The sequence below is a fragment of the Pirellulales bacterium genome (genome assembly GCA_036267355.1).
Classification (GTDB): Bacteria; Planctomycetota; Planctomycetia; order Pirellulales; family DATAWG01; genus DATAWG01.
Genome location: DATAWG010000040.1, coordinates 13168 through 28064 on the forward strand (window position 1 = coordinate 13168; position 14897 = coordinate 28064).

General features: G+C 60.7%; 11 protein-coding genes. 4 read left to right on the forward strand and 7 right to left on the reverse strand.

Annotated features, from left to right (window positions below):
• Nucleotides 1-8 precede the first annotated feature (8 nt).
• The 7 genes from VHX65_06715 to VHX65_06745 form a co-directional block, all read right to left on the reverse strand.
• The gene (locus VHX65_06715) at nucleotides 9-1103 is read right to left on the reverse strand and encodes a ligase-associated DNA damage response exonuclease (protein HEX3998222.1); all 1095 of its coding nucleotides are present in this window, start codon (nucleotides 1101-1103) and stop codon (nucleotides 9-11) included.
• A 241-nt stretch (nucleotides 1104-1344) separates the two neighbouring features.
• Nucleotides 1345-2319, reverse strand: a complete 975-nt coding sequence (locus VHX65_06720) for a TIM barrel protein (GenBank protein ID HEX3998223.1) — start codon at nucleotides 2317-2319, stop codon at nucleotides 1345-1347.
• A gap of 117 nt (nucleotides 2320-2436) precedes the next feature.
• The gene (locus VHX65_06725) at nucleotides 2437-2889 is read right to left on the reverse strand and encodes a hypothetical protein (protein HEX3998224.1); all 453 of its coding nucleotides are present in this window, start codon (nucleotides 2887-2889) and stop codon (nucleotides 2437-2439) included.
• 387 nt (nucleotides 2890-3276) lie between these two features.
• Entirely contained in the window at nucleotides 3277-4623 is a 1347-nt protein-coding gene (locus tag VHX65_06730) for an MFS transporter (protein HEX3998225.1), read from the reverse strand.
• 64 nt (nucleotides 4624-4687) lie between these two features.
• Nucleotides 4688-5803 (reverse strand): bifunctional diaminohydroxyphosphoribosylaminopyrimidine deaminase/5-amino-6-(5-phosphoribosylamino)uracil reductase RibD, encoded by a 1116-nt coding sequence (ribD, locus tag VHX65_06735; protein ID HEX3998226.1) that lies wholly within the window; start codon nucleotides 5801-5803, stop codon nucleotides 4688-4690.
• Between the two features lie 188 nt (nucleotides 5804-5991).
• Entirely contained in the window at nucleotides 5992-8166 is a 2175-nt protein-coding gene (locus tag VHX65_06740) for a hypothetical protein (GenBank protein HEX3998227.1), read from the reverse strand.
• A gap of 244 nt (nucleotides 8167-8410) precedes the next feature.
• Nucleotides 8411-9472 (reverse strand): transaldolase family protein, encoded by a 1062-nt coding sequence (locus VHX65_06745; GenBank protein ID HEX3998228.1) that lies wholly within the window; start codon nucleotides 9470-9472, stop codon nucleotides 8411-8413.
• A gap of 491 nt (nucleotides 9473-9963) precedes the next feature.
• Here VHX65_06745 and VHX65_06750 point away from each other — a divergent pair, with 491 nt between their 5' ends.
• From VHX65_06750 to VHX65_06765, 4 genes are all read left to right on the forward strand, one after another.
• On the forward strand, nucleotides 9964-11265 hold the full coding sequence (locus VHX65_06750) for a hypothetical protein (protein ID HEX3998229.1): 1302 nt from the start codon (nucleotides 9964-9966) through the stop codon (nucleotides 11263-11265).
• A 194-nt stretch (nucleotides 11266-11459) separates the two neighbouring features.
• Nucleotides 11460-12668, forward strand: a complete 1209-nt coding sequence (locus VHX65_06755; GenBank protein HEX3998230.1) for a fatty acid desaturase — start codon at nucleotides 11460-11462, stop codon at nucleotides 12666-12668.
• A gap of 590 nt (nucleotides 12669-13258) precedes the next feature.
• On the forward strand, nucleotides 13259-14329 hold the full coding sequence (locus VHX65_06760) for a fatty acid desaturase (protein HEX3998231.1): 1071 nt from the start codon (nucleotides 13259-13261) through the stop codon (nucleotides 14327-14329).
• 205 nt (nucleotides 14330-14534) lie between these two features.
• On the forward strand, nucleotides 14535-14897 hold a 363-nt coding region (locus VHX65_06765), incomplete at its 3' end, for a hypothetical protein (protein ID HEX3998232.1).

Here is a 14897-nt window from a genome sequence, read left to right on the forward strand (position 1 = left end):
GCAAGATCCTAATCCTCGGCCGCGGTTTCCTTCGGAGTTTCATGGGTCGGAATTGCTTGCGCAACAAATTCCTCGTTTGCCGCCGCGTCTTCTCGGGCCGCGAGGGGCTCAGCTTCTTCTTCGCCTTCGAAAGCGGTTTGAATTGCCCGGGCTCGCAGCCCTTGCTCGCTGAGCCAGCGCACGAGCACGCCGCTATAACCGTGCGTGGCCCAAACTTCCTCGGCGCCGGTGGCGGCGATCGCGCCGAGCAAGCCATTCCAATCGGCATGGTCGGAGAGCGCGAAGCCCGTGTCGAGCGCTCGCCGCCGACGCGGTCCGCGGATTTGCATCCAGCCCGAAGCCATGGCCGACGACACTTCGCCGAATTTTGCCAACCATGGTGTATTTGCGGCCGAAGGCGGGGCAATCACGATTGCCCGACCGCGGGCCGGCCGACTGTTCTCGACCGTCGCACGGTCGGTCGGCGGCAGGCGCACTCCCGCCCGGGTATAGTGGGGTAGAAACCGATCGACGGCCCCGTGGACCAGGATCGGGCCGATCGATGAATCAAGCCCCGCGAGCACGCGTTGCGCTTTTCCGAGCGAATACGCGTAGACGACGCTTGTCCGTCCTCGCTCCTGATTTCGCCGCCACCAGGCATGCAGACTCTCGAAAATCCGGCTCTCCGCCTGCCAACGATAAATCGGCAGTGCGAATGTCGATTCCGTGACGAAGGTGTGGCAGTGCAGGGCTTCGAAAGGCCGGCAAGTCGGGTCGGCGACGGTCTTGTAATCGCCGCTAACGACACACACTTCGCCTCGCGCTTCGATTCGCACTTGCGCCGAGCCGAGAATATGGCCGGCCGGATGCAGCGAAACGCGCGCGCCGCCGAGTTGAACCGTCTCGCCATATTCGAGCCCTTCGACCGGCGACTCGGCGCCGACACGCTCCTGAACCAGTGCGGTCCCCTCGCGAGCCGTCAGGTAGGATTTCGAGCCGGGCCGGGCATGATCGCTATGGGCATGCGTCACGATCGCCCGAGCAACGGGCTTCCAAGGATCGACGAAAAAATCACCCGCAGGGCAATAGAATCCGCATTCGGTGAGTTGAATCAGCGAAGTCATCCAAGCCGCACCGTTGGCGAAGGCCGCAAAATTCTCGATCGTCTCGAGAAATTATAGCGCGGCGAGGGCGGCGGACCACCAACGCCCGCGGCGCGGCTGCGTCACCGGATTGCGGAATCGCAGGCCAAAGGCTCTCCTCCAAGGCAGGCGTCAGAAAAGCACGATCAGCCGGCGGCAAAGCCAACACCTGCTGCAGCAGTTCGTCGCGATCGCTCAAAAATCGCTCCTAGCCACAGCAATGTCAAACGTCGCAGCGGCGAACTGCTTCGGCCAAGCCGGCTAGGGCAGACGCGTGGGCCGGGATGAACTCTTGGCCCACGTAGCCTTTGTAGCCCGTCGCGACAATGGCTTCCATGATCGGCGGGTAGTTGATTTCTTGCGAGTTGTCGAGTTCGTTGCGGCCGGGAACGCCGGCGGTGTGGTAATGGCCGATGTATTCCTTGAACTGCCGGATTCGCGAGATTACGTCGCCTTCCATGATTTGCACGTGATAAATGTCGTAGAGCAATTTCACCCGCGGGCTGCCGACGCCGCGAACGACTTCGATGGATCGCTCGATCTGGTCGCAAAAGTAGTCGGGGTGCCCTTTCATTTCCACGTTGACCCGGCTGTTGAGCATTTCCAGGCAGACGGTGACTTTCTTTTGCTCGGCGTAGCCGGCAATTTGTTTCAGGCCCGCGATCATGTTGGCCACGCCTTCGCCGTCGGAAATGCCGCGGCGCATTCCGGAGAATGTGATCACGCTGGGAAAGCCGGCATCCGAAGTAGCGTCGATGCTCTTTCGCAGCGCGGCGAGACATTGCTCGTGCTCTTCCTTATGGGCAAAGCCCTTGGTGAACGGATGACTCGGCGAAATGGCGCAAATCAAACCGTGCTTCTTGATCACCGGCCAAAGCTCCGGACCGGCCAATTCGACCGACTTCAGCCCCATCCGAGCCGCGGCGGCCGCAAGGGCTTCGATCGACAGCGACTTTTGGAAACACCACCACACAACCGATTGGTTCAGCCGGCCGTTCGATACAACGATCTTGTAATCCGCGCCGGCGGCTGGCTCCTCATCGGGAGTCGTTGGTTGCGATGCGGCGCCGGCGGCCCGGGCGGATCGCCCGAGACCCACGCTGGCCGCGAGCCCGGCAGCGCCTGCCAACAAGGCACGGCGGCTGACGGCCGAAGATTCGCTGACGTCGGGCGATCGATCGGAATCGTGGTTCGGCATGGGTTTCTCCGAAGAGCGTTGATTGCGGGAGGAAGCATCCGTCGTGATTGCCAATGGCAAGCGCCATTCAACGAATCTACCCCGCGTCGCCATCCCCGTCCATCAGGAAGGCGATCCTTACGGCCGCTTCACCATGGCCGTGGTGGTTATGAGCGAATGCTCCAGGCCGATGCCGAGCAATCGCGACAGATCGGCGATCAGGCAAGGCGGGGCGGCAGTCAGCGTCACGCTGATCGTATCGCCGCTACCGCAATCGATCCACCGCGAAGTAGCTCGGCGATCGTTAATCCGAAGATCGAGGTTGGAACAGACTGCACCGCAGCCATCGCGGGCAAGCGATCGCTGCGCGGCAATAGTGATGCTGGTGCGGCTGGCCCGTGGAGCCGCCGCTTCTTGGACGGCCGACACCGCGGCACGTTGGAGGCACGCATCGATCGAATTTAATTCCATGAATTTCGTCAGCGCCAACGATCCGAGAACGGCTGCCGAAATCGCAAGGCACCAAAGCCAGCGATCGGCGTCGGGACGAGCGGGGTCGGCGGCGGTTGCAGAGTGAGGAATCGCGCACATGCGGTTTAGGGTAATTGCAGGCGGCCAGCATACAAGCTACGGCAGGGCGAGAACGTAGAGCGATGCGAAAAGCCGACACCCTTGCTAGTGTAGCGTCTCATTTAGATCGGGCTTTATCGGTTGACCAGTTCCGCGGCAATTTTGCCGGCAGACGCGCGAACGGCGAGCCACAGAGTCACAGCGCGGCGGAAGCCGCAAGCAAAGTAGCAGGCACACTCCGTGTGCCGTCTGCGCTGCTCTGTGCGCAATGCGCCGCGGTGCGCGGGCGGCACACGGAGTGTGCCTACTACGATAAAGACACTTTCGTCGCTTCTTAGGAGGAATTCGTGTGTTCGTGGCACGGAGAACACCGAGAGGTAGCGCTTCGGGCTCCCGGACTCGCGGCAATTAATGCTGCGGACCGAGTGAACCGGAGGCGGCGGCGCCGTAGTCGTGGCCGCCGCGGGCCGAGGTGATGATCATCAACAAACCGACGGCCATCAATACGGCTCCGACGACGTAGGGCAACACGATCGGCAAAAAGATGGTTTGCTCGAGCAGCGGCAAGCCGAGCATGGGCCCCAAGATTCGCGCCAGCGCGCTAACGCTCTGGCCGATGCCCAAGATGCTGCCTTGCTTGGCCGGATCGCTGCGGCGCGAGATCAGGGAATTGAGCGACGGCATCATCATGGCGAAGCCAAATACCATGAGCGTTACCGCGCCAAAAAGCCCCAGCTTGCTCGAAGTCTGGATCGCGGCGACGAGCGCAACAAAGCCCAGGATGTCGGTCAGCGCGCCGATTGCCGCCATGGTTCCCTCGCTGATCACGCCCAACAGCCGGCGCACGAACAGGCCCTGCGCCACCGTGAGCGTGAAACCGATGTACGAAAAAGTGAGCAGAACTTGTTTCAAGTCGAAATGAAACGGGCTTGTTTTCAATCGCGATTCCACAGGCACCAAAGCATCAAGGGCTCGCGATTCGGAGGCATTTGCCGTGGCGACGGGATCGTTCTGCCCACCGGAAAGCAGCAAGGGCAGCGTCGTTTCGAAGTTGGCGAATGCCAGGATGCAGACGAACAATGTCAGCAACAGCGGACCGACCGAAGGCATTTTTAGAGCCGTGCGCAGAGCTCCGAAGTCGAACAACCGCTTCCCGGCCGATTTGCTTTCGGGGTTGAGCGATTCGGGAAGCATGAAATAGGCAAAGAGCAAGCCGCAAGCGGAGAGCGCTGCGGCTGCATAGCCGGGTTCCGGGCGGGGATTGCTTGTGTTGCCCAACAGCGCTAATCCTCCGAACATCGGACCGAAGGTAAATCCCAAGCCGAACGCGGCTCCCACGAGCGCCATCCCTTTGCCGCGATTTTCCAGCGTCGTGACATCGGCGATGTAGGCCTGGGCCGTGGTGATGGTTGCCCCCGCAATGCCCGCTCCAATCCGTGAAACAAACAGCCAGGCGATGCTCCGCCACACCGTGGCCAACCCGAACAGGGTGTAAAATACCACCGATCCGGCAAGCCCGATCATCAGCACGGGCCGGCGGCCGATCCGATCGGAGAGCCGGCCCCACATCGGTGAAAAGATAAACTGCATCGCCGAAAAGCTGGCGACCAGCAGCCCAATCACCATTCCATTGTTGGCCTCGCCAAAATCACGGGCGTAGATCGACAACAGCGGCAAGACCATTCCGAAGCCGAGCAGGTCGATAAACACGGCCAAAAAAATAACGAGCAGCGAGCCTTTGCGTGGTTCGGGCATGGAGGAAGGCAAGGGTGAGGGTGAGCGTGAAAGTGAGCGCGAGGGTGAGGGTGAGGGTGAGGGATTAGCGATGGGCGCGGCCAACGCGGGCAGTGATGTAGAAATCGTCGCCGGCGAGTTGAGTTTTTGGATCGATTAGCGGCAGAACATCGGCGATATTCGCCAATCCCCGACCGGCGAGCGGCATTGGCGCGTGGCTGCCGCCGATCAGTTTTGGCGCGATGAAGACGTGTACTTCATCGATCGCATTGGCGTCCCAAAGACTGCCCAAAAGCTGCGAGCCCCCCTCGACCAAAACGTTGGTCATTCGGCGGCGGCCCAATTCGTCGAGCAGTGATTGCAACCGGTCCGCGGCCGATGCGCCGTCGCAGACGAACACCTCGCATCCGGCGTCAGTGAGCCGCCGCCGGTCCGCGGTGCTCGATTCGAGCCCCGCGGCGATCAAGAGGGGCGCATCGCGAGCGGTGCGGACTAATTGGCTTGCCGACGGCAACGAAGCTCGCGTGTCGGCCACGATCCGGGTCGCACGCCGTGGCCCGGGCGGTCGGGGGATGAGCAGCGGATCGTCGATCAAGGCCGTTCCCCGGCCGACAAGGATTCCGTCGACGCGGCCCCGCAAGCGATGGCCGATTTGCCGGGCGAAGGGGCCCGTGATCCATCGACTCTGGCGCGCGTTCGTGGCGATCTTGCCGTCGAGCGACATTGCCCATTTGGCAATCAGCCACGGTCGCCCGACGCTCAATCGCTTGAGATACGGTGCGTTCAAGGTTCGGGCCGCGTCTTCCGACAATCCGACTTCAATTTCGATCCCGGCCGCTGTGAGCTCGGCAAACCCCTGGCCAGCAACGGCAGGAAAAGGATCCAGCATCGCACCGACGACGCGGCGAACGCCCGCGGCAATCAAAGCGCGAGTGCAAGGGGGCGTCTTGCCGGTGTGGCAGCACGGCTCGAGCGTGATATAAGCGGTGGCGCCGCGGGCTCGAGCCCCAGCGACTCGCAAGGCTTCGATTTCGGCATGGTCGCCGCCGAAGCGCTGATGCCATCCTTCGCCAACCACGCTGCCGTCGGGCCCGACCAGCAGACAGCCGACCATCGGATTCGGTTCGACAAAACCTTCGCCGCGCGCCGCCAATTCCAGCGCCCGACCCATGTGCCACAAATCGAATTCGTCCTGCGACATTGAATTCCAAAGGAATTATTCGGGTGGTTGCCGAGGCTCGGCCGAAAAATAACTTCCGCTTTTCGAATCCCTCACCCTTCCCTCTCCCGCAAGGGGAGAGGCGTCTGCGGAGAAGATATTTTTCGGCCGAACCTAGGCGGGAGCGGATCGATCGGCTGCGGCGCCGATGGCTAGTGCATCGAGAAAACTCAATCCATGCCGGGTGTCCAAATCACGGGTTTGGAACCACCGCCGGCGGCGACCGCGGCTTCTCCTCCAGGAACAAGAATCTTTCCAGGCTCTGCCGCCCCCGGCACGATAATCGGCGAGCCCTGCGGGTCGGAGCGACCGATCCGGCGTCCATGCTCGTCAATCAGCCCAAGTTCGTAGAGCAGTTGCATGAAGGCTTCAGCGACGCCGGGCTCCCGTGCGTGTTCACGCTGTAAGTGATTGGTCAGGCGGGTAACGTCGTCGGCCTCTCGGCGCTGGAAGCGGAGCCGAAGCTCAGCCAGATCCCAGGCCGCTGTGGATTGCTTCGCCCGTTGGGCGGCGGCGCGGCCTTGCTCGACAACTGCCAATCCGGCGTCTGAATCCCGCGCGGCGGTAAACAGAACGCTGTAGGCTTCGACCACCTCGGGGCGGCCGGCAAGCGACTCTCGGCCGACGATTTGTTGAGCAAACAATTCCAGCGCCCGGGGGTGCCGCGGAATCTTCGCCCGTCGGTAGCATTGCAGCAACTCGTCGTCGCTCAGTTGATCGGCTTGCAGCCGTGAAAGACGGGTGCGTGGCAATTCCGCAAAATTGACCGTCTTGGGATCGACCGTAGCAGGCTGTGGCAAGCCCAGCCGCTCGCGCAGACGGCGCGGGAGATCTTCTTCGGAATCGAGACTATCGTCGAGTTCCACTAGCAGGACGAGCGCCAAAACGCGAATTCGCAACCCGGGCACCGATGCCGCTTGCCGCGGAGTTTGGCCATTCAGCTCAACCAGGGGTAGATCCGGCCAAACATCCAGAACGCGGTGCATCGTTTCTTCCCGCTCCAATTGCAATCGTCGCTCGGGCGAAATTTCGACGGGAAACCGCAATGGCCGGCGCAGCCTTGCTTCACGTAGGGGACTTTGCAAAAACAGATTTTCCGTCGCGTCACCGAGGGCGTCCCCGGCGATTTGGCCGAGTATTTCGCGCGCGGCCGCAAGATCGGATCGTTCGCAAAGAAGTTCGACACGCTCGCTTCGATCGGTTTGTCGGCCGAACAGAAAAGCCGTGCCGAGCACATAAGGGATCTGTTCTCGCGGCGCTTCGGCCGAAGGCGGAAGAGGCCGATCCAGGAGCATGAAGGCGGCCCGCGGCGGTGGCTCATCGTCCGCAACATCGCCGGTTACTTCGCGCCAGCGGCGAGGATCGATCGGTAGCTGCTCGATCCGCCGGTCCGCGGCAAGCCGCTCTTCGAGCTGGCCTTGATCGTTCACCGTATACGACAGTTTGATTTGATCGGCAGGGCTCGCAGGATGGTCTGCCGGATGCAGCGCGCGGTGATGTGTTTCCAAGACAATCGCTGTCGCTTGCGCGTCGACGGCATCGTCGAGCGGCACGTCCAGCGCCGCACAATTCCGAAAGGCCTCGGCTGCTCCCAGATAGTCCGCGATCCACGCCCGCAGGCGGCCGAGGTTTTGCCACAAGGCGAGCGATCTTCCGGCAATTGGGATGAGGGCCGCAAATTTTTCGGCCGCCGTATGCCATTGCCCTTGGCGAGCCTTTTCAAGGGCAACCTCGAATTCATATTTCCACGGTGCGCCGAACGGCGTGGAAACCAGTTCTTTCGGCACTTTGAGCAACAGCGGAATGCTTGGTTCGGCTTCGACCGCGGCCCAATGCTGCAGGGCGTGCTTGTCGTCGCCCCCCGAAAGACAAAGCTGGAACCAGGCCAGCGCTTGGGCGGCGGGAAAATCACCGTGGTCCGCCAGATGCTCGGCCACGGTTCCATAGGCTTCGTAGAGCGCGGAGGGAAGCTCCTGCCCGCACAGAGCCAACGCTTTTTCGAGCGTCGGAATGGCGTCGGCCGGCTTTTCTCCGGACGCCTGGAGTACGGCGAGTTCGGCCAGCGCGATCGGATTTTCCGGATGTTTTTCGCGAAATGTCGCGAGCGTGGCCGCCGATGCCTCGCTCTTGCCGAGCACCGTTTCGAGCGTCGCACGAGTGGAAAGCAAGCAGGCCCGGCCGGGGTATTTGTCATCGAGCTTGGCGACATAATCGAGTGCGGCGACGCGTTGGTCGCCGTCGATCATTCGCTGCAGCTTATCCAATTCGTGAACCAAATCGGCGCAGCAAAACTTGATTTTCTTGCCGGTGCCGCCGGGGCACGGAGAATAAGGATCGATGGTCATCGGCAGGGCGTTCCGTTTTCGAAGCGAAAGAAAGCGGCCGACCGTAGCGACCGCCTGGGCGCATCATCCTACCTTGCGTCGCGGAGAAACAAAACCCATTGAAACCGCGGGCTGAACGAAGGCCCACGCGGATCGCGCGCACCGCGGCAAATCGGGCCGTTAGCCGCGGCAGAAAAACGGCTTCGGCGTTTGGAATTCGGGATGCCATCCGGCGGCGGTCGCCGAGATTGTTGGCGGTCTATCCTTAGCGGCTGCCCACCGACAGTTCCGCGCGCTTTTTGGCAATCAGCGCCAGCAGCGCCTTTTGCGGATCGGCGAATTTTTTGATCCCCTCGCGCATCAGCGTCTCTTCGAGATGCTTGGTATCGACCAATCGGTCGATCTCGGCCAGCACGGCTGCGTCCGGCATTTCGTCCACCTGCCGGGTAAAGGTGCGGCCGCTCTTTTGCACCGCCTCGTTCGTCGCGGGGGGATTCGTTTCGATGTCGCTGCCGGCAAATGCGGCGACATATTTCCAGGGCGGATCGGACGGTTTTTTCGTTCCCGTGCTGGCAAAAATCATTTCCTGCGCCAGCCGCGTCTTATGCCCGTCCCAGAATTTCTTGTTTTCAGCCCAAATCCGCTTTGCGTTGACGATGCCCACTTGTCCCTGTGCCGCCGCAGACAATTGCGATACGTGCTGCTCCGTGTACACGTCCAGGCGCGATACGAAAATGCTGTAGACGCTCTTGAATTGGTCCGTCGACTTCCGCCGCTGCGCGCCTTTCCAGATTCGATCGCGGGCGATCCGATATTGGCGATCGGAAAAGATGAGTGTGACGTTCAACGTCACACCGGCCGCACACAGTTCCTCAAGCGCGTCGAGCCCCGCCGGAGTGGCGGGCACTTTGATCATCCGGTTGCGATGGCCGGCCGACCATTGCTTGCCCAATTCGATGTATCGGGCAACACGCTCCTCGTGTGGCGGGCCGCCGTTCGGATCTTCAAGCAATGGGTCCAGCTCGAAGCTGACGTAGCCATTGTCGCCCGTGGTAGCTTCCCAAACGGGCAGGAAAACTTGCTGTGCTTCTCGAACCAACTGATCGGTAAGTTGCCAGGCGATATGGAGGTCGTCCGCCCCGGAACGAATCAATTCGTTGAGCTGTTTATCGAATCGACCGGTCTTAATCAGGTCGGAAATAATGATCGGATTCGAGGTCGCACCGCTAGCGCCCAACGCGTAGTTGGACCGGACCAAGTCGGGATCGATCGAATCCAGCCAGAGCTTTGTTCCGGTGGCGATGAGCGATTCAAGCGGCGAAACCATGGCGGGTCTCCTTGGTACGGGGGATGAGTTGCAGAGGATCGTCGTTTTGGTCGCACGCGCGATCAGGCCCGCAGGCGGCCACCTTCGAAGCGTTCGTGCGGTTCCAGCACGGCAAATCGCAATTGGTGCTCCTTGGCGCAATGGTATCCTATCCGCCGCGTAAAGGATTGGACAGCTATCTCTTTGCTGTGAAACGCCGCCTCAAATTCTCGACCCGCCGCAACTTGCCTCGCTTATGGCCGCGGTGCCGAATTGCGAAGATGCGTCGGTTCGCAAATTTAGGAATCCGTGGGAGAATTTTCCGATTGTCGGATATTTTCCGGATTTATGGGTTATTCCTGTTGGGAAAGCCCTGCGGCTTCCGATGAGCAATGGGAAAAATCGTTTTCGCTCGCGAGCCTCCCTGCGGAGGCCGTGGTGGAATGGATTGGCAGAGGGAGCGCAAACTCGTGCAAACCGTGATGATGCCAAGAACGAGCTGCCTCGTAGCAATGCTGGCACTTTGCCTCTGCTGGTGCGCAACGGCGGTCGGCGCAGATGGTATTTTGGCGAATTTCATCGCCGCTCAACAGGCCCCCGGCGGCGATGCTGGCACAGCGGCGACGCAGACCCCGCCGGGGACGGTGGAAGAAGTGCCGCCCGCACCAGGACAAGGCGAACCGATCGCGCCCGGCCAAGAAGTTGGCGTGCCGGCCGTCCCAGTCTCGGCCATGGATGGAATCCTCCCGCCGGGTCCGATGCTGGCCGACGGCCAAGCGATACCGCCGACCGCCAGCACGCGTGATTGGTTCGACTTCCACAACTGGTATTCGCAAGACGATTTCACGATCTTGAACCACCCCAAGCCGAAGCGCAATGTACGGTTGTTGTTCGATTTTGCCGACGCCGAGAATCAGTTTTTCACCGACAACCTCGGCCTCGGCATCACGCCGGGCGCTCGGCTAACTTTGGGCTATATCCTCGATCGGGAGAAGTTTCAGGACCACAGCGTTGAAGTGACTTACGAGGGCCCCGACGTCTGGAACAAGCTCTACAGCATCAATGCCGCTCAGGGAAGCGTGTTCAGCATTGCGGAAAACACGTCGACCGTCGGTTCGCTGGACAATAGCTTGAACCAATTCCTGGGCGGTTTTAACGGGGTCGACACCTACTTGATCAAATACCAGTCGGATTTGAACAGCATCGAGATAAACTATCGCGTGCGGAGCGAATTGAGCAGCGATCAATTGGTCTACGATCCCGACGCGGCCATCTGGGTGCGCCGCGTCGAAAACGGACTTACCTTCTCGTATCTCGTTGGATTCCGCGACGTGGAGCTCAACGAACGGCTCAACGAATCGGCGTTCCGTTTCGCAAATTTCGTCGGCCCGGCATCCGGCTCATACAACGTCAAAGTGAACAACAGCCTGGCGGCCCTCCAGTTCGGCGGCGAATTGGACTATCAGTATCAGCGCTTCTTTGTGGCAGTCCGCGGCTCGATCGCGCCAGCCATCAACTTCGCCGAACAGATGAGCAATATCCAATCGACCGATCCCGTGCTGGGGGGTCTGAATCCGCTCGCGCTCAAGGCTTCCAACGATGGACCAGCCTGCATCAGCGAATTCCGCCTCGAAGGGGGCTACGAAATTCGGCCGAATGTGCGGCTGCGGTTGACCTACGATTTCCAATGGCTGACGAGCATCGCGCTGGCCACAAGCCAATTGAGCCTGTCCAGCCCCAACCCCGGTAAAATCATCGTCAGCAACGACATGATGCTCAACGGACTGTCCGCCGGAATTGATTTCTCCTGGTGAGGCAGCACCTGACGGATTTCGGCCGAACGCAGCTTCGGCATGTCTCGGACAGGATGCCCGGAGGGCGAGCGCGGCCGGCAATTCCGCGGCCGAAATTGCCCGCGCCGTCGTTGATACGCCGCTGGGCCGGGGTAAAATAGGGCTTCGGCGCCAAATTCGGTCCAACCCATTGCAACTCGAATCCGGCCCAGCCTGTGACAGACGATCTCAATCCGCAGCGCGAACCGAATACATCCGCTGGGCCGGCATCGTTTTGCCTGCGGCCGAAGCGGCGCTCCGACGCTGCTCAGGACGATGAGGCGACCGCCGGCGGAACGTCATTTTCGATGGCCGAGGCGCGGCACATCGTGCGGGATCTCTTCACGCCGAACCCTTGGATCTATTGGACGGATTTCTTGCTATCGTTCGGCGTCGGCCTCGTTTGCTATGGCTTGGTCCGGAAAGTGCCAGGCTGGTCGCTGCTGCAAGCGGGGCTATTTCTGACTTCGTGCATTTGTTTTTTTCGAGCATCGCTCTTCGTGCATGAGATTGTTCACTTCCGAACAGGCTCGTTTCGCGTCTTCCGATTCGTTTGGAATTTGATCTGTGGAATCCCGTTTCTCGTCCCGTCGTTTACCTATTACACGCATCTGGATCACCATCGCCGCAAATTTTATGGGACTAAAGAAGATGGCGAATATCTGCCCCTCGGCCATCAAACGCCTTGGCATATCTTGTTTTATCTCTCGCAAACGTTGGTGATTCCAGGCGTTGTCGTGCTGCGATTCCTGGTGCTGACGCCGCTGACGTGGTTTGTCCCTCCGGTGCGGCGATTGGTCCACCAGCGGCTTTCGTCGTTGGTCATGGATCCGACCTATATCCGCCCGTTGCCAGCTCGCGACGTATTGCGCATTTGGCGAATTCAAGAATTCGGTTGCTTTTTGTTTTGTGCCACCGTGGGCGTGCTTCTTATACGCGGCATGCAGCCGGGCGCCGACCCGGCGGGGCCCTTTCCGGTTCGCCGCGGTGTGTTGCCGATGGGGTTCTTGGTGCAGGCCTATTTGACCGGCATGATGATCGTTTTTCTAAACGCTGTTCGCACTCTTGGCGCCCATCGATTTCTAAACGATGGCCGGGAAATGACGTTTGTCGAGCAGCTTGTCGACTCGGTCAATTACCCGCGGCGTCCGTTGATCACCGGGCTTTGGGCTCCGATTGGGCTACGATTTCACGCGTTGCATCATCTATTCCCCGCGATGCCCTATCACAATCTGGCGGCAGCGCATCGCCGGCTGATAAACGAATTGCCCGCCAACTCGCCGTATCGTCTGACGGTCGGCGATAGCCTGATCGTGTCGCTTTGGCAACTTTGGCTCGCATCGCGCCGTCTGCGGGCCGAAAAGCTCGCCTCGCTACCGAGTTAGGCTCGGCCGAAAAGCAGCTTCTCCCCCATACCAGCCTCCTGTTTGCGGGAGAGCGCACGGTGAGGGGGTTTCGAAAGGCGGAAGCTATTCTTGCCGAGCCTTAGTCTAGTGGGCCTTCGCGAGGCGCTCGGCGATGCGGGAATTCTCTTTGGGATTTGTTTGCCGGCTCTGCGGACTGGCGCTGCATTTCTGGCCGAGCGCTTGCCGGCAAGCCGATAATTCTTTCGCTTGCCCTCGAAAACCAGAACTGGCCCGAGGTTTGCTCTAAGCCGGCGAGCATGTCGCCGAGGGAATCCTGGGAGACAGCCTCGACGGCGTTTCCGGAGCACGAAGCGAATGGTTTGCCAGGGTTTGCGCCGGGAACGGATTGCGAGCGGCACGGGGAAAAATGAAACCGCCTAAGTGCTAGCATCAATGGCACGATCTGCTATCCTAGAGGCACCAGACATCCCAGACAGCCAATCGCTCGGTTTGCTTAATCTTGGACACGGTGGTCCGCGTTTGCCGATGAAAAGTTCGCCGGTCGTAATAGAACGCACGATCGCCACCGTTGCCCAAGAAAGCTGCCAGTTATGGAAAATGAATCGACCATGGCTGCCGCGCATAGCGGCGGTTTTTCCGCGCGACAGGCTCGGGAAATTCTGGCAGGGCTTTTTGAGCGCCGCCGGCGCCTCTATTGGATCGACCTGCTGCTGACGACGACTATTGGTTATGGCGCCGCCGGCATCTACCTGCGGGCGCCTGCTTTTTCTGCACTGCAAATCGGCGCCTATCTGGTCGCCGGGTTGGCCCTTTTCCGGGCCGGCAGTTTCATCCACGAAATCGCGCATTTCCATCGCGGCGAGATGCGGGCCTTCACGATCGTCTGGAATTTGCTTTGCGGCATCCCGATGCTGATGCCGTCGTTCTTCTACGAAAACCATATCGATCATCACAACAGCCACCGCTACGGCACCGAGCGTGACGGCGAATATCTGCCGCTCGGCGGGGGCTCGCGTTGGCAGTTGCTTTGGTTCTGGGCACAGGTTCCGCTGCTGCCGATTTATGTTTTCGTGCGCCTGTTGATCATCACGCCCCTTTCGATGTTCAGCCCCCGATTGCGGCGGTGGGCGCTGGAGCACATGTCGTCGTTCGTGATTAATTTCCGCCATCGACTCGATATACCGGCGATCGCCCCGCGGCGCGCCTGGGCGTTGCTGGAAATGGCCTGTTGCCTGCGCGCGGCCGGAATGCTTGCCGCAGCGGTCGTCGGGTTCTCGACGCCGATGCGAGTCGGACAGCTCTATTGCCTCGCGCTACTGACTCTGGGGCTCAACTACATCCGCAACATGGTGGCGCATCACTATCGCAACGTCAGCGGCGACGAAATGACCTATCTTGGCCAACTCGAGGATTCCGTGAACATCACCGGCGGTCCCGTGTTCACCGAGTTGTTCTTTCCGCTCGGCCTGCGCTACCATGCTCTGCACCATCTATTTCCGGCGCTGCCGTATCACAACCTTGGTATTGCCCATCGCCGATTGATGGCCAAGCTACCCGCGAACACGCTCTACCATCAAACGGTTTATCCAAGCTTCTGGGCGGTGATGCACGAGCTCTGGACCAAGCGCCCCGCGGCGGTCGGCCCTCGCGAAACCCCGCAAGAAGTTCAGGCGGCATAGCGTCGTCAGAGAGGCGTGCGAGCTTGGCGGCGGGGCGAAATTACCGCCTGCGGCACGTGTTTGCACGGGCATTCCACCGGCCGGCGCATTCACGCTTGCGCATCGACCACGCTTTTTTCTCGCCGCCGCTTGACTTCCGATTGTGCTACGATCAGATTTCCATGATCTGCCTGCCCACGTATGGAAATCCCCGCGAGAAGAAGATATGCCGGCCACGTCGCTGAATCGTCGCGTTCTTTTGAAAAGCTCATTGGCCTGGGCCGGCGCTGCGGCTTTGATCGGCCGCGGCGGGCGCGCACCGGGCTTTGAGAGTGGCAATAAACGGCCGCGCGTCGGCGCGGTCGGCACCGGCAGCCGCTGGTGCCAAAAGGCGACCGGCTTGGATGGCCCCTACGGTTCAGCGCCGGAGATGCGCCTCTACGGCGACTATGTTGCCGTCTGCGATGCCGATCGAAGCCGCCGGGAGCGGGCTGCCGCGCTCGTCAAAGATTGGAGCCGTGCCACGCCGGCCGTCGTGGCCGACTATCGCGCGATCGTCGATCGCCACGATATCGACATCGTCCACATT